At 71.4% G+C, this 24,553-nt stretch carries 22 protein-coding genes; 10 read left to right on the top strand and 12 right to left on the bottom strand.

Going from position 1 to position 24,553, the window contains the following annotated elements; translation table 11 throughout:
* The first annotated feature begins 22 nt into the window (after positions 1-22).
* On the top strand, positions 23-901 hold the full coding sequence (locus HD593_RS04775; protein ID WP_185100901.1) for an MBL fold metallo-hydrolase: 879 nt from the start codon (positions 23-25) through the stop codon (positions 899-901).
* Positions 902-1,068: 167 nt separating this feature from the next.
* Here the strand turns inward: HD593_RS04775 and HD593_RS04770 are convergent, their stop codons facing one another.
* Positions 1,069-1,692 (bottom strand): LysE family translocator, encoded by a 624-nt coding sequence (locus HD593_RS04770; protein WP_185100900.1) that lies wholly within the window; start codon positions 1,690-1,692, stop codon positions 1,069-1,071.
* Positions 1,693-1,773: 81 nt separating this feature from the next.
* On the opposite strand from HD593_RS04770, the gene HD593_RS04765 reads away from it, so the two are divergent.
* The gene (locus HD593_RS04765; protein ID WP_185111663.1) at positions 1,774-3,111 is read left to right on the top strand and encodes an aminotransferase-like domain-containing protein; all 1,338 of its coding nucleotides are present in this window, start codon (positions 1,774-1,776) and stop codon (positions 3,109-3,111) included.
* Here HD593_RS04765 and HD593_RS04760 read toward each other — a convergent pair.
* From HD593_RS04760 to HD593_RS04750, 3 genes are read right to left on the bottom strand one after another with little or no spacing between them, the layout of a single operon-like run.
* Positions 3,097-4,869 (bottom strand): ABC transporter ATP-binding protein, encoded by a 1,773-nt coding sequence (locus tag HD593_RS04760; protein ID WP_185100899.1) that lies wholly within the window; start codon positions 4,867-4,869, stop codon positions 3,097-3,099. The two genes, HD593_RS04765 and HD593_RS04760, sit on opposite strands and share 15 nt — an antisense overlap.
* A complete protein-coding gene (locus tag HD593_RS04755) occupies positions 4,869-6,557 on the bottom strand; it encodes an ABC transporter ATP-binding protein (RefSeq protein ID WP_185100898.1) in 1,689 nt (562 codons plus the stop codon). Before HD593_RS04755 ends, HD593_RS04760 begins: the two co-directional genes overlap by 1 nt.
* A gap of 48 nt (positions 6,558-6,605) precedes the next feature.
* A complete protein-coding gene (locus HD593_RS04750; protein WP_185100897.1) occupies positions 6,606-7,787 on the bottom strand; it encodes an MFS transporter in 1,182 nt (393 codons plus the stop codon).
* 45 nt (positions 7,788-7,832) lie between these two features.
* Here HD593_RS04750 and HD593_RS04745 point away from each other — a divergent pair, with 45 nt between their 5' ends.
* From HD593_RS04745 to HD593_RS04720, 6 genes are all read left to right on the top strand, one after another.
* Positions 7,833-11,309 (top strand): nitrate reductase subunit alpha, encoded by a 3,477-nt coding sequence (locus HD593_RS04745; RefSeq protein WP_185100896.1) that lies wholly within the window; start codon positions 7,833-7,835, stop codon positions 11,307-11,309.
* A complete protein-coding gene (gene narH / locus HD593_RS04740; RefSeq protein WP_185100895.1) occupies positions 11,309-12,892 on the top strand; it encodes a nitrate reductase subunit beta in 1,584 nt (527 codons plus the stop codon). Before HD593_RS04745 ends, narH begins: the two co-directional genes overlap by 1 nt.
* Before the next feature lie 28 nt (positions 12,893-12,920).
* On the top strand, positions 12,921-13,475 hold the full coding sequence (gene narJ, locus HD593_RS04735) for a nitrate reductase molybdenum cofactor assembly chaperone (protein ID WP_185100894.1): 555 nt from the start codon (positions 12,921-12,923) through the stop codon (positions 13,473-13,475).
* Positions 13,472-14,203 carry a respiratory nitrate reductase subunit gamma gene (gene narI / locus HD593_RS04730; protein ID WP_185100893.1) on the top strand — a complete coding sequence of 244 codons (732 nt, stop codon included), beginning with the start codon at positions 13,472-13,474 and terminating at the stop codon, positions 14,201-14,203. The genes narJ and narI overlap by 4 nt, the downstream gene beginning before the upstream one ends.
* Positions 14,200-14,820 carry a phosphotransferase gene (locus HD593_RS04725; protein WP_185100892.1) on the top strand — a complete coding sequence of 207 codons (621 nt, stop codon included), beginning with the start codon at positions 14,200-14,202 and terminating at the stop codon, positions 14,818-14,820. The genes narI and HD593_RS04725 overlap by 4 nt, the downstream gene beginning before the upstream one ends.
* A gap of 112 nt (positions 14,821-14,932) precedes the next feature.
* The gene (locus HD593_RS04720) at positions 14,933-15,739 is read left to right on the top strand and encodes an NAD(P)H-binding protein (protein WP_185100891.1); all 807 of its coding nucleotides are present in this window, start codon (positions 14,933-14,935) and stop codon (positions 15,737-15,739) included.
* A 59-nt stretch (positions 15,740-15,798) separates the two neighbouring features.
* Here the strand turns inward: HD593_RS04720 and HD593_RS04715 are convergent, their stop codons facing one another.
* From HD593_RS04715 to HD593_RS04700, 4 genes are all read right to left on the bottom strand, one after another.
* A complete protein-coding gene (locus HD593_RS04715) occupies positions 15,799-16,482 on the bottom strand; it encodes a phosphotransferase (protein WP_185100890.1) in 684 nt (227 codons plus the stop codon).
* Positions 16,483-16,492: 10 nt separating this feature from the next.
* Positions 16,493-16,984: a DUF305 domain-containing protein gene (locus HD593_RS04710; protein ID WP_185100889.1), complete on the bottom strand. Its 492-nt coding sequence runs from the start codon at positions 16,982-16,984 to the stop codon at positions 16,493-16,495.
* A gap of 168 nt (positions 16,985-17,152) precedes the next feature.
* Positions 17,153-17,989, bottom strand: coding sequence for a DUF1996 domain-containing protein (locus tag HD593_RS04705; RefSeq protein WP_185100888.1), 837 nt, complete (start codon positions 17,987-17,989; stop codon positions 17,153-17,155).
* A gap of 20 nt (positions 17,990-18,009) precedes the next feature.
* Complete coding sequence (locus HD593_RS04700) at positions 18,010-19,710, bottom strand: discoidin domain-containing protein (protein WP_312903352.1); 1,701 nt, start codon at positions 19,708-19,710, stop codon at positions 18,010-18,012.
* Between the two features lie 312 nt (positions 19,711-20,022).
* Between HD593_RS04700 and HD593_RS04695 the strand changes: the two genes are divergently transcribed.
* Positions 20,023-21,012, top strand: a complete 990-nt coding sequence (locus HD593_RS04695; protein WP_312903351.1) for a LacI family DNA-binding transcriptional regulator — start codon at positions 20,023-20,025, stop codon at positions 21,010-21,012.
* Between the two features lie 45 nt (positions 21,013-21,057).
* Here the strand turns inward: HD593_RS04695 and HD593_RS04690 are convergent, their stop codons facing one another.
* The 4 genes from HD593_RS04690 to HD593_RS61105 form a co-directional block, all read right to left on the bottom strand.
* The gene (locus tag HD593_RS04690; RefSeq protein ID WP_185100886.1) at positions 21,058-22,245 is read right to left on the bottom strand and encodes an RtcB family protein; all 1,188 of its coding nucleotides are present in this window, start codon (positions 22,243-22,245) and stop codon (positions 21,058-21,060) included.
* Between the two features lie 80 nt (positions 22,246-22,325).
* Positions 22,326-22,661, bottom strand: coding sequence for a cupin domain-containing protein (locus HD593_RS04685; RefSeq protein WP_246546291.1), 336 nt, complete (start codon positions 22,659-22,661; stop codon positions 22,326-22,328).
* Positions 22,662-22,736: 75 nt separating this feature from the next.
* The gene (locus tag HD593_RS04680; protein WP_185100884.1) at positions 22,737-23,519 is read right to left on the bottom strand and encodes an SDR family NAD(P)-dependent oxidoreductase; all 783 of its coding nucleotides are present in this window, start codon (positions 23,517-23,519) and stop codon (positions 22,737-22,739) included.
* The gene (locus HD593_RS61105; protein WP_246546288.1) at positions 23,516-23,833 is read right to left on the bottom strand and encodes a hypothetical protein; all 318 of its coding nucleotides are present in this window, start codon (positions 23,831-23,833) and stop codon (positions 23,516-23,518) included. The genes HD593_RS04680 and HD593_RS61105 overlap by 4 nt, the downstream gene beginning before the upstream one ends.
* Positions 23,834-23,891: 58 nt before the next feature.
* Here HD593_RS61105 and HD593_RS04670 point away from each other — a divergent pair, with 58 nt between their 5' ends.
* Positions 23,892-24,512, top strand: coding sequence for a TetR/AcrR family transcriptional regulator (locus tag HD593_RS04670; protein ID WP_185100883.1), 621 nt, complete (start codon positions 23,892-23,894; stop codon positions 24,510-24,512).
* Positions 24,513-24,553 lie beyond the last annotated feature (41 nt).

The raw sequence follows: 24,553 nt of genomic DNA, 5'->3' as shown, positions 1-24,553 counted from the left end.
TCTAGTTGTAAGTTTCTGCCCCATGAGCACCTTTGAAGAGCGCTTGCGCCGTACGTCCCTCATCCGTTCGCTCCAGCTCGGCGACCTCAAGATCAGCTACGTGCCCGACGGAGTGGTGGCACTCAAGCCGTACGGCTGGCTCCCCGCCGCGACGGAGCAGGACTGGCAGGACAACGCCGCCTACCTCGACGACGACGGGAACCTGGTGGCCACGATCGGCGGGCTGCTCATCGAGTACGGCGAGCGGGCCCTGATGATCGACGCCGGTGTGGGCCCGGTGTCCATGCCCGACGACCCCGGCAACGAGAGGATCGGCGCCCTGCGCGGGGGCGACCTGCTCGGCAATCTCGCCGAGCTGGGTCGTACGCCGGAGGACATCGAAGCCGTGGCGTTCACCCACCTCCACCCCGACCACCTGGGCTGGGCCCACCACCTCGCCCCCGGCAGTGACCGGCCGGCCTTCGGGCGCGCCGCGTACCTGTTCGGCGAGCCGGAGTGGACGCAGCGGCACCTGAGTGCGGTCAACGACATCACCGGGGAGATGCTCGCCACGATGGAGCCGCAGGCGCGTACCGTCGCCGACGGCGAGGAGGTCTTTCCTGGGGTGCGGGCCATGTTCACGCCGGGGCACACGGTGGGGCATGTCAGCTACACGATCTCGTCCGGCGGTCAGCGCCTGATCGTCTTCGGGGATGCGCTGCACTCCGCGGTGCAGATTCGCCATCCGGAATGGTCTGCCGGCGTGGATGTGGACTCCGTGGAGTCGACCGTGCACCGGCGCCGGCTGGTCAAGGAACTGCAGAGGCCCGGCACGATCGGTTTCGGCGGGCACTTCGCCGACGTCGTCTTCGGCCGCGTCCACGACACCGCCGACGGCCCGGACTGGCGGCCCGTGGTGTGAGACCACTGCCCCGGCGATCCCCGGCCGCGTCGACGACGCCGCCGCACGGCCAACGGCCTCACCGATCTCCGGCCGCTTCCGCGATCGGCGCCTGGCGGCATGAGCCAACGGCCTCGCCGATCTCGGCTACCTCCGCGATCGGCACCCCACCGCACGGGCCGGCCGGGTCAGGAGAAGGCGAGGCCGATGGCCAGGGCGGCGAGGAGGGAGCCCATGGTGAGCCGTTGCAGCCGCAACCAAGAGGGCCGTGCCGCCAGAAACCCCGCGATACCGCCCGCCGCGACCACGATCGAGAGGTTGACCAGGAGAGCGACCGCCACCTGCACGCAACCCAGAACGATCCCCTGCAGCAGCACATCCCCCCGCTCCAGGTCGATGAACTGCGGGATGACGGACACGTACAGAAGGGCGATCTTCGGGTTGAGCAGGTTCGTCATCAGCCCCATGAGGAAGAGCCTGCGCGGGGAGTCGGGCGGCACCTCCCGCGCCGCGAAGACCGACACCCCGCCGGGCTTGAGCGTCTTCCAGGCCAGCCACAGCAGGTACATCGCCCCCGCGACCCGGATCACGGTCAGCAGCCCGGGAAAGGCGGAGAACACCACGGCCAGCCCGAGGTTCGCTGCCACCAGGTAGACGAGGAAGCCCGCCGCCACCCCGGCCAGGGAGATGATCCCGGCTCGCCGGCCCTGGCTGGTGCTGCGGGAGACGAGGTACATCATGTTCGGCCCCGGCGACAGCACCATGCCGAGCGCCACGAGCACCACGCCGATCACCGCACTCTGTTCGACCATGACAGCGAAGCTATCGACGACACAATCTCGGTACAATACCTACGATTGCACTCGGATCAATTACGATAATCCTCCGTGAGCATGGAGGACTACCGGCGCATCGCGGACTCCGTCGCCGCGGACATCGCGGCGGGGCGGCTGCGCCCGGGTGACCGGCTGCCCCCGCAGCGGGTCTTCGCGCGGCGCCACGGCATCGCCGATTCCACCGCCGCCCGCGTCTACCGGGAGCTGGCCGGTCGCGGGCTGACCGTAGGGGAGGTCGGCCGGGGCACGTTCGTCAGGGCCGCCGTGCCGCAGCCGGGGCCGGCGCTGGTCGAGCCCACCGGCAGCAGGGTCGACCTGGAGCTCAACTACCCCGTCGTTCCCGAGCAGTCCAGGCTGCTCGCCGACGGCATCGGCCCGTTGCTGCGTGCCGACGTGCTGGAGGCGTCCATGCGGCCGGTCGGCGCGGCGGGCACCCCGCCGGCCCGGCGCGTGGTCGCCGACCTGCTGGCGCGCGGGGAGTGGCGCCCGGACGAGGAGCGGCTGCTGTTCGCGGGCAACGGCCGCCAGGTGATCGCGGCGGCCATCGCCGCGCTGGTCCCCGCCGGCGCGCGACTCGGGGTGGAGGAGCTCACCTACCCGGTGCTCAAGGGGCTCGCGGCGCGGGTCGGGGTCACGCTCGTCCCGCTGCGGGTGGACGAGGCGGGGCTGGATCCCGCGGCGGTCGAGGCCGCCTCGCGCAGGGCCCCGCTCAAGGCGATCTACGTGCAACCGACGTTGCACAACCCGCTGTCGATCAGCATGCCCGCGGAGCGCAGGGCCGAGCTCGCGGGCGTGCTCGACCGCCTGGACGTGCCCGCGATCGAGGACTCCATCTGGTCGTTCCTCCGCGACGACCTGCCGCCCCTGGCCGCGTTCGCGCCGGAGCGCACGATCCTCGTGGACAGCCTGTCCAAGCGGCTCGCGCCGGGCCTGTCGCTGGGGTTCGCCGTCGTGCCCGGCTCCGCCGTGCCGCGCGTGGCGACGGCGCTGCGCTCGGGCGGGTGGACGCCGATGCGGTTCGCGCTGGAGGCGGCCACCCGCTGGCTGACGGACGACACCGCGCGGTCGGTGGCCCGCGCCAAGCAGCGGGACGCGGCCATGCGCCAGGAGATCGCCGCCCGATGCCTCGCCGGTTTCGCCGTCCGCGGCGACCCGCGCTCCTACTACTGCTGGTGGGAGCTGCCGCCGCCGTGGCGGGCCGACACGTTCGTGGCGACCGCCGCCCGGTACGGCATCGCGGTCACCCCCGCCGCCGCCTTCGCCGTCAGCCCCAACAGCGCTCCGAACGCCGTCCGCCTCGGCCTGGCCTCCCCCACCCCTGACACCCTGTCCCGGGCTCTGACCGTCCTAGCCGGCCTCGCCCGATCAGCACCGGACGATCTAGTCGTCGAGTGAAGGTGCGGGACGCGGGGCCGGGCCGCCGTGCCAGCTGCTCCAGAGCGCCGCGTACGAGCCACCCTCGGCCACCAGCTCCTCGTGCGACCCCAGCTCGCTGATCCGCCCGTCCTCCACCACGGCCACCCGGTCGGCGTCGTGCGCCGTGTAGAGCCGGTGCGCGATGGCGATCACGGTCCGCCCTTCCAGCACGGCGGCCAGCGACCGTTCCAGATGCCTGGCCGCACGCGGGTCGATCAGGGACGTGGCCTCGTCGAGCACCAGCGTGTGCGGGTCGGCGAGGACCAGCCGGGCGAGGGCGAGCTGCTGCGCCTGCGCCGGCGGCACCGCGAACCCGCCCGACCCCACCTCGGTGTCGAGCCCGGACGGTAGCCCCCGCACCCAGTCGAGCGCGTCCACCGCCTCCAGGGCCTTGAGCACGGCGTCGTCGGCGGCGTCGGGGCGGGCGATGAGCAGGTTGTCGCGCAGCGTGCCCTTGAACACGTGGTGCTCCTGGGTAACGAGCGCGACGTGCCCGCGCAGCTCGTCCAGCGGCAGGTCCACCAGCGGCACGCCGCCCACGGTGACGGACCCCGTGCGGGGGCCGTGGATGCCGGCCAGCAGCCGCCCCAGGGTGGACTTCCCGGCCCCGGACGGCCCCACCATGGCCAGCCGCTCGCCGGGCTGGACGGTGAGCGACACGTCGTGCAGCACGTCGCGTCCCTCCCGGTACGCGTACCGGACCCCGGACGCCTCCAGCAGCTCCCCGGAGGGCCGCGCCGCGGCGGGTGCCCGGTCGTCGGAGACGTTGGCCACCCCCAGCAGCCGCGCCATCGACGCCGCGCCCACCTGCAGCTCGTCCACCCACATCAGGAACCGGTCGAGCGGGTCGACGAGCTGCTGCGCGTACAGGATGGCCGCGACGACCTGCTTCACCGTCACCCAGTCTTCGATGTAGAACAGGCCGCCGACCAGCAGCGCGCCGACCACGGGGATGACGTAGCCCAGCTCGACGGCGGGGTACCAGGTGGTGCGCAGGCCCAGCGTGTACCGTTCGGCCGCGTACGAGCGGGCGATGTCGCCGTCGGTACGCGCCCGCCGCCGCTCGCGCAGGCCCAGCGCCTCCACGGCCCTGGCGCCCTCGACGGTCTCGGCCAGCCCCTCGGTGACGTCGGCGTAGGCGGCGTTCTCGCGCAGGTAGCCGTCGCGGGCGCGGCGCAGGTACCACCGGGTGGCGATCCACAACACCGGCCCGGCGGCCAGCATCGGCAGCATGAGCAGCGGCCCGACCAGCATCAGCGCGCCGACGGTGATCACGAACGTGACCATCGCGATCAGCGTCTCGGGCACGGCGTGCCGCACGGTGCGCGACAGCGCGTCCACGTCGCGCGAGGTGCGGGTGATGAGGTCGCCGGAGCCGGCCCGCTCGACGGTGGACAGCGGCAGGGCGAGCACCCGGTCCACGAACTCCTCGCGCAGCTCGGCCAGCACCTTCTCGCCGAGCCTGGCGGAGGCCAGCACCGCGTACCGGACGAGGAGGCCCTGCAGCAGCAGGAAGGCGCCGATGGCGGCGGCCACGACGGCGACGTCGACCTCGGCGCCCTGCTGGATCCGCTCCACCAGGTCGCCGAGCTGCCACGGGACGACCAGCCCGGCGACGGCGGCCAGGCCGTGCAGGACGAGGGCCAGCGCGAGCCGGCGCGGGTACTTCAGCGTCAGCCGCCTGGCGTAGGCGCGCACCTGCTTGCGGTCGGCGACCGGCAGGATCTCCCTGGCCATCAGTCCTCCCCTCGGGTCACAGTCGCGGCGTAGGCGGGGGAGCCGTCCAGGAGCTGGCGGTGCGTCCCCTCGGCCAGCACGCGGCCGTTCTCGACGTAGATCACGTGCTCGGCCCGGTCGAGCACGAGCGGGCTGGTGGTGCAGATCAGGGTGGTACGCCCCGAGCGGGCCTTGGCCAGGCGCTCGGCGATGCGGGCCTCGCTGTGGGCGTCCACGGCGCTGGTGGGCTCGACCAGGATCAGCACCTCGGGGTCGGTCACCAGCGCCCTGGCCAGCCGCAGCCGCTGCTGCTGCCCGCCGGAGAACTCGCGCCCGGCCTCGGCGACCTGCGCGTCGAGCCCGTCGGGCAGGGCCTCGACGATGTCGGTGGCGCAGGCGGCGTCGAGGGCCTCGCTGATCTGCGCGTCGGTGGCGGCGCCGCGCACGTCGAGCTCGTCGCGGAGCCGGCCGTTGAACAGCCTGGCGCCGTTGTCGGCGACCAGGATCCGCGAGCGGACCTGCTCCAGCGGCAGCGTGCGCAGCTCCACCGCGCCGAACGTGACGTCGCCCTCGGCGTAGCGGCCGAGCCGGTCGGCGATGGCGATGGCGTCGTCGGGATCGGCGGCGGCCACGGCGGTGAGCGTGCCCGGTTGGAGCGTTACACCGCTGTACGAGTCGCGCAGCACGCCGCCCTCGCTCGTGCCGCTGCCCCCGCCGACCTCGGGCTCGATGGACAGGATCCTGATCACCCGCCCGGCGGCGACGTGCCCCTTGGTGAGCTTGTCGGCGGCCTCGGTGAGCGTGCGCATGGGCCCGATGAGGAACACGGCGTACAGGTAGAAGGCGACGAGCTGGCCGGTGGGGATGTCGCCGGCGACGGCGAAGGAGGCGCCGACGCCGGTGACGATCGCGATGAGCAGCCCGGGCAGCACGACCTGGGCGCCTTCGAGCACCGACTCGACCCCGGCGACGCGGACCCCGGCGTGCCGTACGCGCTGGGACTCGGCGCGGTAGCGGGCGGCGAACACCTGCTCCCCGCCGATGCCGCGCAGCACGCGCAGCCCGGCCACGATGTCGGCGGCGCGGGTGGACAGCTCGCCGGACAGCTCCCGCTGCGCCTGCTGCCTCCTGTGCAGCGGCCGCAGCAGCGGCCCGACGGCGACGGCCATGAGGGGCACGCCGAAGAGCACGAGCAGCCCGAGCGGCAGCGAGGTCGAGATGAGGATCACGGTGACGGTGACGATGGCCAGGATCGAGCCGACGCCGCGCAGCAGGATGTCCATGGAGCTGCCGATGTGCGCGATGTCGGAGTTGCCGACGCTGACGACCTCGCCGGTCGACAGCCGCTTCGGCAGCGTGGCGCCGAGTCTGGCGGCCTGCCTGGAGGTGAGCTGCACGGTGCGGTACGCGGCGGCCAGCCAGTTGAAGACGGCCATCCGGTGCCGCATGATCCCGGTGAACGCCTGCAGCAGCCCGAGCCCGAGCAGGATCGCCGACCACACCAGCAGCGAGCCGGTGTTCTTCGCGGTGACGGCCTCGATGCCCTTCCCGAGCACGGCCGGCATGAGCGCCTGCACCAGCCACCACAGGCTGGCGTAGCCGATGCCCGCGAGCAACGGCACCGCCTGGCGCCGCGCGTTCCACCACAGGAAACGCAGCGGGCTGCGGATGTCGGGCACGCCGGGATCGGCCTCAGGAAGGGAGCGCATAGCCTGACAACCCTGACAGCCGCCCCCGCACGCGGCAAACCATTTTCGTCACCGCCGGAACGCCCGCAAGGTGTACACCAGCGCCACCGCCGCCGTGACGGCCAGCAGCACGTAACCCACGGTGTACGCGCCGGTGGCGGCGTAGACGACCCCCATGACCAGCGGCGGGAAGTACCCGCCCAGCCCTCCCGCCGCGCCGACCAGCCCGGTGACGGTCCCCACCCTGGACGCCTCCACCACCTGGGCCACCAGCGCGAACACCCCGCCGGTCCCCAGCCCGAGGAAGAACGCCATGAGCACGAAGCTCAGCCCGGCGGGCACCTCGACGGGCGGTTCCAGCGTCAGCACGAGCGCCATCAGCGCGGTCCCGGCGAACGAGATCGCCAGCACCTTGACGGGCCCGATCCGGTCGGCGGCCGTCCCGCCGAGCGGCCTGGACAGCACGGCCGCGATCGAGAACCCGGCGGTACGCAGCCCGGCGTCGGTCTGCGCGAAGTGGTAGACGTTCTGCAGCAACGTCGGCAGGTAGGTGGAGAACGCCACGAACCCGCCGAAGGCCACCGCGTACAGGAACGCGCACTGCCAGGTCGCCCTGATCTTCAGCGCCTCCCGCACGCGCGGCAGCGCGGAGCCGGTGGCGGGCGACCAGCGGGGCGAGTCGCGGCTGCCGCCCAGCATGACGATGCCCATCAGCGCCAGCACCGCCGCCATGAGCAGGTGCGCCTGGGGCCTGCCGAACTCCTCGACCAGGCGCGGGGTGAAGAACGCCGACAGCGCCGTGCCGCCCATGCCCGCCCCGAACACGCCGGTCGCGTATCCGCGCCGCTCGGGCTCGTACCAGGCGTTCACGAAGGGGATGCCGATGGCGAAGGACGTGCCGGGGATGCCGAGCAGGAAGCCCCAGAACAGCAGCCATCCGTACGAGTCGGACCAGCCCACGAACAGCACGGGCACGATCGACACGAAGCAGATGATCGCGAACATGCGCCGCCCGCCGAGCCGGTCGGCCAGCATGCCGATCGGGATCCGTCCCAGCGAGCCGACCAGCACCGGGATGGCCACCAGCAGCGAGGTCTGCGTCGGCGACAGGTGCAACATCCTGCTGTAGCTTCCGGACAGCGGTCCGATGAGGTTCCAGGCCCAGAACGTCACCGCGAACGCCACCGTGGCCAGAGCCAGGTTCCGCACCTGCCCTTTACGAAGCTCAGAACCTTTACGAAGCTCAGACATACACCCTGTGTAACAGAGGGTCACCTTCTGTGATGAAGTGGGGGTATGACCGCCGAGGACCTCCTGCTGAAGACCGGCCGCTTCCTACGCCGGTCGACCACCACCGGCGACCTGCACACCCTCTTCCTGAAGGGCGGCACGGAGGGCGACGCCTTCTACCGCGACCGCTGGAGCCACGACAAGGTGATCAGGTCGACCCACGGCGTGAACTGCACGGGCTCGTGCTCGTGGAAGGTGTACGTCAAGGACGGCATCATCACGTGGGAGACGCAGGAGACCGACTATCCGAGCGTCGGCCCCGACCGCCCCGAGTACGAGCCGCGCGGCTGCCCGCGCGGGGCCGCGTTCTCCTGGTACACCTACTCGCCGACCCGGGTGCGTTACCCGTACGCGAGGGGTGTGCTGGTCGAGATGTACGCCGAGGCTCGGCGGCGGCTCGGCGACCCGGTGGCCGCCTGGGCCGAAATCACGACAAATCCGGAAAAGCGGGAGAGATACCAGAGCGCCCGGGGTCGTGGCGGGCTCGTCCGCGTCTCATGGGAGCTGGCCACGGAGCTGATCGCCGCCGCCCACGTCCACACCATCAAGGCGTACGGACCCGACCGCATCGCCGGGTTCTCCCCCATCCCGGCCATGTCCATGGTCTCCCACGCCACCGGCGCCCGCTTCGTGTCGCTGATCGGCGGCACCATGCTCTCCTTCTACGACTGGTACGCCGACCTCCCCGTGGCCTCTCCCCAGGTGTTCGGCGACCAGACCGACGTCCCGGAGTCGGCGGACTGGTGGGACGCCGCGTACCTGGTGATGTGGGGCTCCAACGTGCCCGTCACCCGCACCCCGGACGCCCACTGGATGGCCGAGGCCCGCTACCGGGGCCAGAAGGTCGTGGTGGTCTCCCCCGACTACAGCGACGCGGCCAAGTTCGCCGACGAGTTCCTCGCGGTGCGGCCCGGCACGGACGGGGCCCTGGCCATGGCGATGGGGCACGTGCTGCTGAAGGAGTTCTTCGTCGACCGCGAGACGCCGTACTTCACGGACTACGTCAAGCGCTTCACCGACCTGCCGTTCCTCGTCACGCTGGAAAGGCGCGGCGAGGCGGGCGGGGCGTACGTGCCCGGCAGGTTCCTCACGGCGCAGGACCTCGGCTCCCAGGAGGAGTCGGCCGGGTGGAAGACCGTGCTGCTGTCGGAGGAGACCGGCGAGCCGGTGGTCCCGAACGGCTCGGCCGGCTTCCGCTGGACCGACTCCGGCATGGGCCGCTGGAACCTGAACCTGGACACGTCCCCGAAGCTCACCCTGCGCGGCGGCGAGGAGGCGGAGATCCTGCTCCCCCGCTTCGACGGCGGCCACTCCCTGCGCAGGCGCGTGCCCACCGCCCGGGTGGCCGGCAGGACGGTCACCACGGTCTTCGAGCTCCTCCTGGCCCAGTACGGCGTGGGCAGCGACTACGACGACCCCGCCCAGCCCTGCACCCCGGCCTGGCAGGAGCCCATCACCGGCGTCCCCGCCGCCCGGGCGGTCAAGATCGCCAGGGAGTTCGCCAGGACCGCGGAGGCCACCGAGGGCCGCTGCATGATCATCCTGGGCGCGGGCACCGCCCAGTGGTTCCACGGCGACACGATGTACCGCGCGTTCCTGTCGCTGCTCCTCCTGACCGGCTGCCAGGGCCGCAACGGCGGCGGCTGGGCGCACTACGTCGGCCAGGAGAAGTGCCGGCCCCTCGCCGGATGGCAGCTCCTGGCCGGAGCCCTCGACTGGTCCAGGCCGCCCAGGCAGGTCCCCGGCACCCCGTACTGGTACCTGCACACCGACCAGTGGCGCTACGACCACTTCGACGCCGGTGCGCTCGCCAGCCCGCTGGCCAGGGGCGACTTCCGCGGCAAGCACACCGCCGACCTGGTGGCGGAGTCCGTGCGCAACGGCTGGATGCCGATGGCGCCCACCTTCGACCGCAACCCGCTCGACCTCGGCGACGCCGAGGATCCCGTCGCGTACACCAGGGCCGAGCTCGACGCGGGCAGGCTCAAGCTCGCGGCCGAGAACCCGGACGACCCGCGCAACTGGCCCCGCGTGCTCACCCTCTGGCGCTCGAACCTGCTCGGCTCCTCCGCCAAGGGCAACGAGTACTTCCTGCACCACCTCCTCGGCGCCCGCTCCAACCTGGAGAGCCCCGACCCGGACGCGCCGAAGGGCAAGCTGGATCTCCTCGTCACCCTCGACTTCCGGATGACCAGCTCCACGGTCTTCTCCGACGTCGTGCTCCCCGCCGCCACCTGGTACGAGAAGTACGACCTCTCCTCCACGGACATGCACCCGTTCGTGCACGCCTTCAACCCGGCCATCAACCCGCCCTGGGAGACCAGGACGGACTTCGCCGCCTTCCACGCCATCGCCCGCGCGTTCAGCGACCTGGCCGCGGACCACCTGGGCGTGCGCAGGGACGTCGTCGCGGTGGCGCACCAGCACGACACCCCCACCGAGCTGGCCGGCCGCACCGGCTTCGGCCTGAAGGTGGTGGAGCGCGACTACGGCGCCACGGCCGAGAAGCTCGCCGCGCTGGGACCGCTCACGGAGAAGCTGGGCATCCAGGTCAAGGGCGTGACGTTCCTGCCCGACGAGGAGGTGGCCTGGCTGGGCCAGCGCTGCGGCCTGGTGCCGCGCGGCACGGCCAAGGGCAGGCCGGAGCTGGACAACTCGGCCAAGGCGTGCGAGACGATCCTCGCCCTGTCAGGCGTGAGCAACGGCAGGCTGGCCGTCCAGGGCTTCCGCCAGCTCGCCCAGCGCACGGGCACGAGCTTCGACGGCCTGACCCACGAGGACCACCGCATCGTCTTCGGCGACACCCAGGCCAGGCCGGTGCACGTCGCCGCCAGCCCCGAGTGGTCGGGCAAGGAGTCGCACAAGCGCCGCTACTCCCCCTTCACGATCAACGTCGAGAACGGCAAGCCCTGGCACACGCTGACCGGCCGCATGCACTTCTTCCTCGACCACGACTGGATGCACGAGTACGGCGAGGCCCTGCCGATCTACCGCCCCCCGCTGGACCTGGCCGCGCTGTACGGCGAGAGCGGCACCCTGCGCTACCTCACCCCGCACAGCAAGTGGTCCATCCACTCCGAGTACCAGGACAACCTGCTGATGCTCTCGCTGTCGAGGGGCGGCCCGACGATCTGGATCTCCGTCGAGGACGCCACCGACCTCGGCATCGCCGACAACGACTGGATCGAGGCGGTCAACCGCAACGGCGTCGTCGTGGCCAGGGCCATCGTCTCCCACCGCATGCCGAAGGGCACCGTGTACATGTACCACGCCCAGGACCGCCTGATCGACGTGCCGAAGTCGGAGGCCACGGGCCGGCGCGGCGGCATCCACAACGCGCTGACCAGGGTTCTCATCAAACCCACGCACCTGATCGGCGGCCACGCCCAGCTCTCGTACGGCTTCAACTACCTGGGCCCCACCGGCAACCAGCGCGACGAGATCACCACCATCCGCCGCAGATCACAGGACGTGAGGTACTGATGAAGCCGATGGCCCAGATCGCCATGGTGATGAACCTGGACAAGTGCATCGGCTGTCACACCTGCTCGGTCACCTGCAAGCAGACCTGGACGAACAGGCCGGGAGTCGAGTACGTCTGGTTCAACAACGTCGAGACCCGCCCGGGCCAGGGCTACCCCAGGCGCTACGAGGACCAGGAACGCTGGCGCGGCGGCTGGGAGCTCACCCGCGGCGGCAGGCTCAAGCCGCGTGCCGGAGGCCGCCTGCGCAAGCTGCTGACCATCTTCGCCAACCCCCTCATGCCCTCCATCCAGGACTACTACGAGCCCTGGACCTACGACTACGAGAACCTCACCAACGCCCCGCTCTCCGACGACGTCCCCGTCGCGCCGCCCAGGTCCCTGATCACCGGCGAGCCCGTGAAGATCGGCTGGAGCGCGAACTGGGACGACGACCTCGGCGGCGACCCCAGCCCGGACCCGGTGCTGGCGAAGCTGTCGGAGCAGGTCAAGGTGGCGTTCGAGCAGGCGTACATGTTCTACCTGCCGCGCATCTGCGAGCACTGCCTGAACCCGTCCTGCGTGGCCTCCTGCCCGTCCGGCGCCCTGTACAAGCGGGCCGAGGACGGCATCGTGCTGGTGGACCAGGACCGGTGCAGGGGGTGGCGGATGTGCGTGACCGGCTGCCCGTACAAGAAGGTGTACTTCAACCACAAGACAGGCAAGGCCGAGAAGTGCACGTTCTGCTACCCGCGGGTGGAGGTGGGGCTGCCGACGGTCTGCTCGGAGACGTGCGTGGGCCGCCTGCGTTACATCGGAGTGCTGCTGTACGACGCCGACCGCGTCACGGAGGCGGCCTCGGTGACGGACGAGCGCGACCTGTACGAGGCGCAGCTCGACCTGTTCATCGACCCGCACAGCCCGGCCGCCGCGGCCGCCGGGCTGCCGTCGGACTGGCTTGACGCCGCCCGCAGGTCGCCCGTCTACGACCTGATCAAGAGGTACCGCCTCGCGCTCCCCCTGCATCCGGAGTACCGCACGCTGCCCATGGTCTGGTACGTCCCGCCGCTCTCCCCCGTCGTGGACGCCCTGTCCGCCACCGGCCACGACGGCGAGGACGCGGACAACCTGTTCGCCGCCATCGACGCGCTGCGCATCCCCATCGGCTACCTGGCCGAGCTGTTCACCGCCGGCGACCCGGCGCCCGTGACGGCCGCGCTGCGCCGCCTGGCGGAGATGCGGTCGTACATGCGGGCGGTCAACCTGGGCGAACGGCCGCCTGAGGACCCGGAGCTGGAGGCCATGTACCGGCTGCTCGCCGTGGCCAAGTACGAGGACCGGTACGTGATCCCGACCGCGTACGGCAACGTGCCCGGCGTCGTCGAGGAGGGCGGCTGCAGCCTCGACTACGACGGCGGGCCCGGCATGCAGCAGCCGTTCGGCGAGGCGTCGGGGCGTCCGGTGCCGGTCGCGATCGAGAACTTCCACGGCCTCAAGGAGCGCCAGACGAGCAGCGAGGTCACCCACGACCGGGTGAACCTGCTCAACTGGGACGGCCGCGGCACCCCCGCCGGCCTCTTCCCACCGAAACGGAGGAGCTCATGACCCAGTTCCCGGCGCAGCGGAGGTGCTCATGACCCGGCCGGTGATCTGGCAGGCCGCCGCGCACCTGCTCGCCTACCCCGACGAACGGTTCTGGCGCCGCCTCCCGCTGATCAGGGAGGCCGCCGAGCCGTACTTCACGGCGTTCCTCGCGCTGGCGGAGGAGCTGGGCCCCGGGGAGCTGGCCGCCCACTACGTGGACACCTTCGACCTGCAGCGGCGCTGCTGCCTCTACCTGACGTACTACACCGACGGCGACACCCGCCGCCGTGGCGAGTCGCTGGCCGGGCTGAAGCACCGCTACCGGACGGCGGGCTGGGAGCTGATGGACGACGAGCTGCCCGACTTCCTGCCCGTCATGCTGGAGTTCGCCGCGTGCGAGCCCTCCGGCGCCGAGCTGCTGCAGGAGCACCGGGCCGGGCTGGAGCTCCTGCTCACCGCCCTGACCGAGCGGGACTCGCCGTACCGGCACGTGATCGGCACGGTCTGCGCCGCGCTGCCCCCGCTCACCCCCGCCGACCGGGACAGGGCGGCCCGCCTGGCCGCCGGCGGGCCGCCGGCCGAGAGCGTGGGAGGGTACCGGTGAGCTGGGCGGAGAGCATCCTCTGGGTCGTCTCGCCGTACGTCACTCTGGTGATCTTCATCGGCGGGCTGATCTGGCGCTACAGGTACGACAAGTTCGGCTGGACCACCCGCTCCTCCCAGCTCTACGAGAGCCCGCTGCTGCGCGTGGCCAGCCCGCTGTTCCACTACGGCCTGCTGATCGTGATCGTCGGCCACGTGACCGGCCTGCTGATCCCGCTGTCGTGGACCAACGCCATCGGGCTGTCGAACGAGGCGTACCACGCCAACGCGCTCATCTGGGGCGGCCTGGCGGGCGTGGCCACGCTGGTGGCGCTGGGCCTGCTGATCTACCGCCGCCGCACCAACGGCCCGGTGTTCCTGGCGACCACGGTCAACGACAAGGTGATGTACGTGGTGCTCGCGGCCTCGATCATCGCGGGCGTGGTGACGACGGTGGCGGGGTTCGTGCCGAGCGAGGTGAGCTACCGGACCACGGTCGCGCCGTGGTTCCGCGGCATCTTCGTGCTGCGGCCCGACGCGGAGGCGATGGGGCACGCGAGCGGTCTTTACAAGGTGCACACGCTCATCGGGATGGCGCTGTTCCTGCTTTTCCCGTTCAGCCGCTTGGTGCACGCTCTTTCCGCCCCGTTGGGGTATTTGTTCCGTCCTTACATCGTGTATCGGAGCCGCGCGGATGGCGCGCCGAGGCACCCGGCAGGGGTGCGGATGCGTCAGAATCGACCCTTGTGAAGCACGGGTACACCAACAGCACGTTCGGCGACGGCGCCCTGGTCGTGAAGTGCTACGAGGGGCCCGAAGCGGCGTTCAGGCTGAGCACGGAGAGCAGATACCTGCGGCGCCTGCGTGGCCGCCTCCCGGTCCCCCGGGTCCATCAGGTCACCGCCACGAGCCTGACCACCCGCTTCGTCGACGGCTCCCACGGCCAGGACCTCCTCGACGACGGCCGGGCGGTGGAGGTGTTCACCGAGTGCGGGCGGATGCTGGCACGCATCCACCGGCTCGGCATCGTGCACGGCGACTATGGGCCGCAGAACATGCTGTTCCACCCCGACACGTTCGAGACCGCCGCGATCCTCGACTGGGAATGGGCCCACCCGGGCCGGCCCGTGGAGGACCTGGCCTGGGTCGAGTGGATCGTCCGCAGCCACCACCCCGAGCACGTGCCGCTGCTCCCGCACTTCTTCACCGCGTACGGCGACCCCGTCCCGCCCTGGGCCGAACGGCACGCGGCCATGATCGAGCGCTGCCGCGGCCTGCTCGACTTCTGCACCCGCTGGGAGCCGGGCGGGGGCGGGGAGAAGCTGTGGCGCGAACGCCTCGACACCACGGCGGCCTGGACCGGGTAACCCGCCCGGCGCACCACCGGCCACGTCCTGACCTGGTCACCACCTGCGGCGGATTCACCTGCTCAGGATGCCTTTGACGGGTTCTGTCGGTGCCCTTTGCTTGGCTAGGGGCATGACACGCGATGTGATGATCCTCGTCCTCGGTGCCACAGGGTCCACCGGCCGCCGCGTCGCGGAGCAGCTGCGTGCCGCCGGCCATGCCGTACGGGGCGCCTCCAGGAGCGGCCAGGCCACCTTCGACTGGTCCGAGCCCGGCACCTGGGAGCCGGCCCTGTCGGGCGCGTCGGCCCTCTACCTGATGGCGCCCGACGGCGTCCCTGTCGATCCGGCGTTCGTGTCACTGGCCGTGGAGCGGGGCGTCGAGCGCATCGTGCTGCTGTCGAGCGGCGCCATCGAGGCCATGGGCGACGAGCGCCTGCTGGCGGCCGAGCGCACGGTGCGCGACAGCGGGGCCGAGTGGACGATCCTGCGCCCGAGCTGGTTCAACCAGAACTTCGACGAGGGCTTCTTCCGCCCGGCGATCATGGCGGGCGAGGTCCTGATCCCCCTCGGCGACGTACGCCAGGCGTTCGTCGACGCCGACGACATCGCCGCCGTCGCCGCCGCGGCCCTCACCCGGAAGGGTCACGCCGGGCGCGCCTACGACCTCACCGGGCCCGCCTCGCTGGCCTTCGGGGAGGCCGTGGAGATCATCGGCCGTGCCATCGGCCGCGAGGTGCGCTACCTGGGCGGCGACGAGGACTACATCGCCGCCAACGGCTTCTCCGGCGAGTCGATCCACGCGGCCAAGGCGTTCGGCGCCCTCCGCGCCCTCGGCGACCAGCCGGTCGCCGACACGGTGAGCGAGGTGACAGGCCGCCCCCCGAAGTCCTTCGAGACCTTCGCCGCGGAAGCCGCCGCCAAGGGCGCCTGGCACTGACACCTCGGGCCCGCCGCCATCAGCCCGGGCCTGGTACCGACACCCCGAGCCGACCTCCATCAGCCCGCCCCACGCCCGGCCAGCCGTCTGATCAGCGCCACCGCCTCGTCCAGCAGGCCGACCTCGCGCTCGCTGAGCGCCCGGTCGGCGGCGCGCCGGGCCATGGCGTCGTCGAGCGGCCCGCCCGGATCCAGGTCCTCCCCCAGCTCCCCGACCAGCACGGCGACCGCCGCCCCCGCCGCCCGCGCCAGCTCGCTCTCACCGTCCACGGCCACCTGCGCGAGGATCAGCGCCGACAGAGCGCAGTCCAGCGCGGGCCGCCCCTCCCTGGCGTTGCACCAGTCGATCACCACGGGCCCGTCCGGCGTCAGCATCACGTTGTCGGGATGCAGGTCCAGGTGCAGGATCCGGTCACGGGGATCGCGGGACGCCCTGGCCGGGATCCGGTGCAGCCGTCGCAGCAGCCGGGCGAGCGTCCGGCCCGCCTCCTCGACCGCGATCTCCCCGGCCAGCAGGGCGTGCAGCATCGTCGGCCCGGACACCCGTCCCATCACCAGGTCGGTGGCGCTGCTCTCGCCGGGGAAGACCTCCGGCACGGGAAACCCGTGCGCGGCCACGTGCGCCATGATCTCCAGCTCACGCCGGGCGTCGACGTCGACCCGGTAGCGGCGCAGCACCCGCCCGTCACCGATCGCGTACACGTCCGCGCTGCGCCCCGCGCCCACCAGTTCCCCGAGCTCCATGCCCCTCAACCTACGCGGCGACCGCCCGATCCAGCTCGGCGAGATCGTCGCTGTGCTCGCGGGCCATCGTCTCCGCCAGCTCCCGTGCCGCCGCCGCGCCGCCGGAGTCCCGTTCGCCGTTCGCGACCAGCACGAGCTGCTCCAGGTGCGCCCGCAGCAACTCGGCGAAGCGCCGGTCGAAGGCGTTGTCACGCAGCCCAGCCAGGGTCTCCAGGTCCTGTGCCGTGGGCATGCCGGGCATGTCGTGCCGGGTGTGCGGGTTCTCACCGCTCACCCCGGCCTGGGCGAGCAGGGCCCGCAACCGGCCACGGCCCGCCTCGTGCGCCTTGCCGAGCCGTACGGCGAGGCCGGCCAGCGACCTGCTGGCCGCGTGCCGCGGCGCGAGCTCCAGCAGGGGCAGCGCCCGCGTGTGCAGGGCGTCGGTGAGCTGCAACCACGCGACGTCGGTCGTGGTGAACTCCGAGGCGGGGCTCGCGACGCCGCTCGAAGCAGCAGACGGCACGCCACCTCCGGAAGCGGGGACAGCGTCCCGTTCAGCGGGTGAGCACCCCACCGACGCAGCAACCAGCAACACGCACACGAACCGCCGCGACACCGGCAAGACCGCCTTCCTGAGACCATGAGCAGGCACGTCCGGGCAGGCGCGCACCCGCCCGGACGTACGGAACACCTACGAAGGACGCCCGTCGGCGCCGCACTTGATGATCGGCCGGATGCAGTCACGCACCCGCCGTTCCATCTCGGCCACCGGCCAGGCATTGAAGAAGTCGCCGTGCATCGTGAACCCGCCGCCCGACGACAGCCGGAACCGGGACGGATCCCCGCTGACCGGATACCGGATCACCTGCCGCAACTTCGGCACCGGCACCGGATGCGTGCTCGGGCACGCCCCCGCCACCGGGTAGGCCATGTGGCTCTTGTGGTCGGCGGAGTCCAGGTCCCGCCCGTTCCAGCACTGCGGGAAGTCCAGGTACGACTCCAGCATCGTGCCCGACGGGCAGTTCACGAAGTCCTTGGAGGCTCCCACGTGCCCGGCGTGCAGGCACGACCACCGGGAGATCGTCGTGCTGTCGGGGCCGGTGGCCTTGGCGTTGCCCGCCACGATCCGCAGCCCCAGCGGGAGCGGCTGGATCCTGGCGATGATGTCGTCCCTGACCCCTTCCCCGAGGTAGTAGAACGTGACGATGGCCGGCTCGACCGGGGCGCCGTCCCGGTAGAGGGTCGGCACCCAGTACGACGACTTGTCCACGGCCGGGTTGCAGTTCGTGGCGCCGTTCAGCAGGTCGTTGAGCTGGGTGTGGGCGTTGGTGACGCGGCTGCCGAAGAAGCTGTGCATGTGCGAGGCGCCCGGCAGGCCGGGGAAGACGATCGGGTCGTCGGGCAGCCGGTGGCTGAACGGGCAGTCGGCGAGGAACTCCGCCACCCGTACGGGCTCGGCCGCGGCGGGCGGCGGCGCGGCGACGACGAACGTGCCGAGCAGCAGTGACAACAGGGCTAAGATCCGCATGGCGGCTCCCTTGACGCGGGTCACTGGTAGACCCGCACGTAGTCGACGAGCATCCTTGACGGGAAGGGCGTGGCGGCGTCCGGCGGCCCCGGCCAGTCGCCGCCCACGGCGAGGTTGAGGATGATGTAGAAGGGGTGGTCGAAGATCCAGGGGCCGCGCGTCTGCTCGACCTGGTCCTTGCTGATCGTGAACACCGTCCGCCCGTCGAGCGTGTAGACGATGCCCTTGCTGTCCCAGTTGGCTGCCCAGACGTGGAAGTCGTCGGAGTAGTCGGCGCCGTTCGGCAGCGTGTACGGCGACCCGACGCCGCCGCCCCCGTTGTACGCGGGCGCGTGCACGGTCGAGTAGGACGTCTTCACGTCCTTGCCGAGCACCTCCATGATGTCGATCTCGCCGTTGTACGGCCACGGCCGCCCGGTCAGGAAGTCGGCCCCCATCATCCAGAACGCCGGCCAGAGCCCGTTGCCCTTCGGCACCTTGATCCGGGCCTCGACGCGGCCGTAGGTGAAGTGGAACTTCGTCCCGGTGTTCATCCTGGCGGAGGTGTACTGGCAGGTGGTGCTGCCGGTGAGCGGGTCGGGCGGGCAGGCGGAGCCGGGCGTGGCCTGCTTGCGGGCCTCCATGACCAGATGTCCCTGGCCGTCCATCGAGGCGTTGTCGTGGTTGGTGTAGTACTCCAGCTCGTTGTTCGGGCCGGTGCCGGGGTCGGCCCGCCACTTGGCGGCGTCGGGCTTGGTGCCGGCGGCGCCGTTGAACTCGTCGCTCCACACCAGGGCCGGCGGGTTGGCGGGGTCCCTGGGCGGGGCGGGCGGGGTGGTGGGGTTGCCGCCGGTGCCGTACACCTGGAACTCCCACAGGCTGTAGCCGTAGGCGCCGGCGCGCTGGGTGCCGTACATGCGGACGTACCGGCCGGTGCCGCTGACGTTCAGCGTCTGCTTGAAGCCGGTGCCGCTGGTCGTGCTGTAGATGGTGGTCCAGGTGTTCGCGTCAGGGGAGGTCTGGATCTGGAACGACCTGGCGTAGGCCGGGTCCCACTGCAGCACGACCTTGCTGATCTGGGCGGTCGCGCCCAGGTCGACGTGGATCCAGCCCGGGTCCGACCACGCAGCCGTGGCCCACCTGCTGGCGGGGTCGAGGTCGAACGCCCTGGCCGGGGTGCACTCCCAGCAGTTCGCGTCGTGCTGCGAGCTGGAGGCGACGCCGGGCTTGTTGTACGACAGCAGCCGCTCGCCGCCGGTACCGCTCCCGGTCCCGTACACCTTGAACTCCCAGAGGCTGTAGCCCCACTGGGTGGCGCGCTGGGTGCCGTGGACGCGGACGTACCTGCCGCTTCCGGACACGGACAGGGTCTGGTTTCCGCCGGTGCCGGCGGCGGTCGAGTAGAGGGTGCTCCAGGTGCTGCCGTCGGTGGACGCCTGGACCTGGAAGGCGGTGGCGTACGCGGCCTCCCAGCTCAGCTCGACCTGGCTGATGGTGGCGGCCGAGCCGAGGTCCACCTGGATCCACTGCGGGTCGGAGAACGCGCTGGACCAGCGGGTGCCGGGATCGCCGTCCACGGCGGCGGAGGCGGGGAAGGCGGCGGCGCTCTCGGTGGAGGAGGCGGTGACGGGCTTGCCCTGGGACAGCAGCGGGTCGGCGGCGTGGGCCGGCAGGACCGCCAGGGAGGACAGGGGGATCACGAGGGCGACGAGCGCCACGAGACGGCGTAACAGTGGACTCACAACGTCTCCGTCAAACTGGGGGATGGTTCGAGGGAGCGCTCCCTGAGAAGGAGAGTGCTCGCGTCGCCAACCCCTGTCAAGGCGTTCGTTAACTCCCCAGAAACCTCTCCGACGCAAAAGAGAGCGCTCTCTTCGCCACGCCCGCGACCCCTTCCATACCATCTGACCAGCCACGATCCGAGATCCACCATGCGACCGACCCCAGCGCCGCCCGAGCCCCGAGAAACATTCCCCGGCACCCCCCTTCTTGACTGCTCCGCGCCCCGCACCCCACCCTCATGGGGAAGCGCTCTCTCGCCCGCTAGGAGGGAAGTGAACAGACCCACCCTGGAAGCCGTGGCCGCCCGCGCCGGCGTCTCCAAGTCCAGCGTGTCCCGAGTGATCAACGGCGCCACCACCGTCGCCCCGTCCATCCGCGAGGTCGTGCTGAGAGCCGTCAGGGAGCTCGGCTACGTCCCCCACGCCGCCGCCCGCAACCTCGCCACCCGCCGCACGAACGCCGTCGCCCTCGTCGTCTCCGACCCGCCCAAGGGCCTGGTCTCGGACGACCCGATGTTCTCGGCCGTGATCCGCCAGGCCAGCAGGAAGCTGGAGTCGGCGGGCAAGCAGGTGGTGCTCATGCTGGCCGGCTCCGAGGACAGCCGCGCCCGGGTCACACGGTACGTCGCGGCAGGCCACGTGGACGGCGTCATGCTCGTCTCCATGCACGGGGCGGACTCCCTGCCCTCGACGCTGGCCCGCCAGGGCATCCCGGTCGTCTCCCTGGGCCGCACGAACCCGGCCGTCCCGTACGTGGACAACGACAACCCCGGCGGCACCGACCTCGCCGTACGGCACCTCCTGCGGCAGGGCAGACGCCGGGTGGCCACGATCACGGGCCCGCTGGACATGATCGCCTCGCAGGAGCGCCTCACCGGCTACACGGACGTCATGCGCCGGACCGGCCACCGCTCCATCGTCGCGATCGGCGACTTCACCCGCGTCTCCGGCGCCGACGCCATGCGCCAGCTCCTCCAGGACGACCCCGGCCTGGACGCCGTCTTCGCCGCCAACGACCTCATGGCCATCGGCGCCCTGCGCACCCTGCGCGAGGCGGGCCGCAGGGTGCCGGACGACGTGGCGGTGGTGGGCTTCGACGACATCGAGGCCGCCCGCTACACCGCCCCCGCCCTGACCACGGTCCACAGCCCGATGACCGACTGGGCCACCGCGACCGTGGACCTGCTGCTGGGGTTGTTCGAGGGCGGCTCCGGCGAGCCCGTACTGCTGCCGGCCGAGCTGGTCGTACGGGAGTCGGCGTGAACCGGCGGCGGCGGGCCACCCGCCGCGCCCGGCCCGCCAGCCGCTCTAGCCCTTGATGCAGATGAGCTGCCGCAGGTGCGCGACCACCTGCACCAGGTCCGTCTGCGCCGCCATCACGGACTCCAGATCCTTGTACGCACCCGGAATCTCATCCAGCACCCCGGAGTCCTTGCGGCACTCCACGCCCGCCGTCTGCTCCTCCAGGTCCTTGACGGTGAACGTCTTCTTCGCCTTGGTACGGCTCATCTTCCGCCCCGCCCCGTGCGAGGCCGAGTTGAACGCCGCCGCGTTGCCCAGGCCCTTGACGATGTACGTCCCGGTGGCCATCGAGCCCGGGATGATCCCCAGCTCCCCGGCGCCGGCCCGGATCGCGCCCTTCCTGGTCACGAGCACGTCCACCCCGTCGTACCGTTCCTCCGCCACGTAGTTGTGGTGGCAGGAGATCGGCTGGTCGAACGTGATCTCGGGCAGGTGCCGCCGCAGCACGTCGCACACCAGCCCCATCATCAGCGCCCGGTTGCGCCGCGCGTAGTCCTGCGCCCAGAACAGGTCGCGCCGGTAGGCGTCCATCTCGGACGTGCGGCCGAGGAAGACCGCCAGGTCCCGGTCCACCAGGCCCTGGTTGTGCGACAGCCCGCGCGCCACCCCGATGTGGTGCTCCGCCAGCTCCTTGCCGATGTTGCGCGACCCGGAGTGCAGCACGACCCACACCCAGCCCTCGTCGTCCGCGCAGACCTCGAGGAAGTGGTTGCCACCGCCGAGCGTGCCCATCTGCACCTCGGCCCGCTCGCGCCGCGCCATGACGGCCGGCGCCAGCTCGTCGAAGCCCTTCCAGAACTCCGCCCACCCGGCCGGCTTCATCCCGTGCACCTCGCCCGGATCGACCGGCCGCTTGTGGTGCCCGAACCCGACCGGCACGGCCTGCTCGAGCTTCCCGCGCAGGTAGGCCAGGTTGTCGGGGAGCCGCGAAGCCTGGTACGACGTCTTGACGGCCGTCATGCCGCACCCGATGTCCACGCCGACGGCCGCGGGCGAGACAGCGTCCCGCATCGCGATGACCGAGCCCACGGTCGCGCCCTTGCCGTGGTGCACGTCCGGCATGACGGCGACACCGTGAACCCACTCAAGGTTCGCCACGTTGCGAAGCTGCTGCATCGCCTGCGGCTCGACTGTCTCCGGCTCCGCCCACATCCTGAGCGGACGCCGCGTTCCGGTCACCTCGTTGTACGTCATCTCGTATCGCCTCCTCCCGGTCACACTCCGAACGCGATCTATCTGGCCAGACTTCTCATACCCCCGCAACCGATTTAGCGTCAGTTGCCGTACTGCTTGGTCTCCGGCTTCTCCACCATGAGCGCGTGGGCCGGCTCGTCCGCCACGGGCCTGTGCCGCAGGCCGCGCGGGACGACGAAGAGGTCGCCGGGCGTCATGACGACCGGCTCGCGCCCCTCCAGCTCCAGCCGGAACGTGCCGTCCCAGCACAGGAACAGCTCGTCCTCGTCGTGGTAGTGCCAGGGGAACTCGCCGTGGAGCCGGGCCAGCCGCACGACCGCGTCGTTCACCTCGGCGAGTTGCCGCTGCTGCCAGGGGCCCGGGAGCGTCCCGATGGCCTCGGGGACCGACACTGCGGCGCTGATGTCGACAGCCATGATCATTGCCTCCTCGATACGTTGAACAGGTCCCATCAAAACGGCATGAATGGCCAGGCCATAGAGCCAATCTCGCTAAATTGGTCCGCCTCTCGGACCAATCAGCTCCAGGGTCCGCTCGTGCAGCCGTTCCGCCGCCCGCGCGTCGAAGGACGGCAGGTCCAGGCCGATCCGCCGGTGGCGGGCGAAGGCGGTGAGCGGCTCCGCGGGCGGGTCGTCGAGGCGGGCGACGATCGGCTTGATCCCCTCCTCGACCGGGACGCCGTGCCGCTTGAGTGCCTCCACGTGCGCGGCGGTCGCGGCGTCGTACTCGCCGGCGACGCTCGTCGAGACCCCGCCCGGATGGATCAGGACGTACCGGGTGCGTGCCCCGTGCCGTGCGGCGAACGCGACGCCCAGCAGGTCGTTCGCCTTCCCGGCCTGGAACTGCGCCGTCACGCCGTCGTACGAGCGCTCCAGCATCAGGTCATCCCAGTGGATGCGCCCGTCCGGCTGCCCGGGCCCCGACACGTTCACGATCGTCCGGGGCGCGGTGAGGCCGTGGCTGAGCAGGAAGCGGCTCAGGTAGTCCAGCGCGAACGTGCCCTCCAGCCCCTCCTTCGTCACGAACCGGTGCGTACGGAAGTACCGCGCGCACAACACCAGCGCGTCCACGGCCGGGAACCTGGCGTTGACCTCCTCGATCACCCTCCGGTTCTCGCTGATCAGGCTCAGGTCCGCCTGGATGAACACCGCTCCCGGCAGCGCCTTGGCCGCGTCCCTGCCCACGACGGCGACCGTGTCGCCGCGCTCCAGGTAGGTGCGGGCGAGCGCCCTGCCCATCCCGTCGGTGCCGCCGGTGATCACCAACGTCTTCACGCGTGCACTCCTTCTCGCCGTACGGGCTCCTGCGCGCCGGCCTTGCCGGGCAGGAGCGGGATGAGGGACAGGACGACCAGGTTCGAGACCACGGCCAGCCAGAAGACGCCGCGCAGCCCGGTGATCGTGGCCGTCACGGCCAGCAGGAACCCGGTGGACGCCCAGCCGATCGTGCTCAGCGAGGTGTCGAAGGCGGCGCCCAGGGTGCCGGTGGCGACCGCGGCCAGGGTGCTGTTGAGGATGCCCAGCAGCCCGCCGAGCAGGATCACGGCGATCAGCCACAACAACCGACCGTCCAACTTTTCTGAACTCATGAGTTCAAACATAGACCGACGTGCCTACGAAAGTGAACCCATGAGTACAATCGATGCCATGACGACCACGCGGGGGCGCATCGACAAGCGGCAGGCGATCCTGGAGGGCGCGTTCACCGTGTTCGCGCGGGAGGGCTACGCCCAGTCCTGCGTGCAGGAGATCGCCCGCGAGGCGGGCGTGGCCAAGCCGACGGTCTACAACCACATGACCGACAAGGCCACGCTGTTCAGGCACGCCATGGAGGCCGCCGCCCGCGCCATCCTGGAGCAGCGCATCGCCGCCCTGGAGCCGCTCGGCACCCCCGGCGGCGACCTGCGCGCCACGCTGGAGGGGGTCGCCCACGCCCTGCTCCGCCTGCACACCGACGGCCGCTCGTGCGCGCTGCGCCGGCTCCTCTACTCGGAGATCATTCACTTCCCCGACATCCTGGAGATCATCCAGGAGAGCGGCCCCGACCGGCTCAACCAGGCGCTGGCCGACCGCCTGGCCCGTCTCGCCCTGGCCGGCTGCCTGCGGGCCGCGGACCCGGACCTGGCGGCCGAGCAGTTCCTGGCCCTGCTCCTCGGCCCGCTGGAGGCCCGCACCCAGCTCGGCACCCGCCAGCTGGAGGACGCGGAGCTGCGGACGATGGCCGTCGCCGCCGTGGACGCCTTCCTGCGGGCCTGGAGTGTCCGGTAACCAACACGCATGGCGAAATCATGCCGACAAGACCCATTGTC

The sequence above is a fragment of the Nonomuraea rubra genome (assembly GCF_014207985.1).
Classification (GTDB): Bacteria; Actinomycetota; Actinomycetes; order Streptosporangiales; family Streptosporangiaceae; genus Nonomuraea; species Nonomuraea rubra.
The sequence above is the reverse complement of the archived record's forward strand: the minus strand, read 5'-3'. Positions and strand labels throughout refer to the sequence as shown.

Coding starts and splice junctions, on each gene's coding strand:
- HD593_RS04760 (WP_185100899.1), bottom strand. CDS start 4,869: ATGGCCAGGGAGATCCTGCCGGTCGCCGACCGCAAGCAGGTGCGCGCC.
- HD593_RS04745 (WP_185100896.1), top strand. CDS start 7,833: ATGACCGCCGAGGACCTCCTGCTGAAGACCGGCCGCTTCCTACGCCGG.
- HD593_RS61105 (WP_246546288.1), bottom strand. CDS start 23,833: ATGAGTTCAGAAAAGTTGGACGGTCGGTTGTTGTGGCTGATCGCCGTG.
- narJ (WP_185100894.1), top strand. CDS start 12,921: ATGACCCGGCCGGTGATCTGGCAGGCCGCCGCGCACCTGCTCGCCTAC.
- HD593_RS04715 (WP_185100890.1), bottom strand. CDS start 16,482: ATGGAGCTCGGGGAACTGGTGGGCGCGGGGCGCAGCGCGGACGTGTAC.
- HD593_RS04750 (WP_185100897.1), bottom strand. CDS start 7,787: ATGTCTGAGCTTCGTAAAGGTTCTGAGCTTCGTAAAGGGCAGGTGCGG.
- HD593_RS04670 (WP_185100883.1), top strand. CDS start 23,892: ATGACGACCACGCGGGGGCGCATCGACAAGCGGCAGGCGATCCTGGAG.
- HD593_RS04765 (WP_185111663.1), top strand. CDS start 1,774: ATGGAGGACTACCGGCGCATCGCGGACTCCGTCGCCGCGGACATCGCG.
- HD593_RS04720 (WP_185100891.1), top strand. CDS start 14,933: ATGACACGCGATGTGATGATCCTCGTCCTCGGTGCCACAGGGTCCACC.
- HD593_RS04755 (WP_185100898.1), bottom strand. CDS start 6,557: ATGCGCTCCCTTCCTGAGGCCGATCCCGGCGTGCCCGACATCCGCAGC.
- narH (WP_185100895.1), top strand. CDS start 11,309: ATGAAGCCGATGGCCCAGATCGCCATGGTGATGAACCTGGACAAGTGC.
- HD593_RS04685 (WP_246546291.1), bottom strand. CDS start 22,661: ATGGCTGTCGACATCAGCGCCGCAGTGTCGGTCCCCGAGGCCATCGGG.
- HD593_RS04775 (WP_185100901.1), top strand. CDS start 23: ATGAGCACCTTTGAAGAGCGCTTGCGCCGTACGTCCCTCATCCGTTCG.
- HD593_RS04770 (WP_185100900.1), bottom strand. CDS start 1,692: ATGGTCGAACAGAGTGCGGTGATCGGCGTGGTGCTCGTGGCGCTCGGC.
- HD593_RS04690 (WP_185100886.1), bottom strand. CDS start 22,245: ATGACGTACAACGAGGTGACCGGAACGCGGCGTCCGCTCAGGATGTGG.
- HD593_RS04705 (WP_185100888.1), bottom strand. CDS start 17,989: ATGCGGATCTTAGCCCTGTTGTCACTGCTGCTCGGCACGTTCGTCGTC.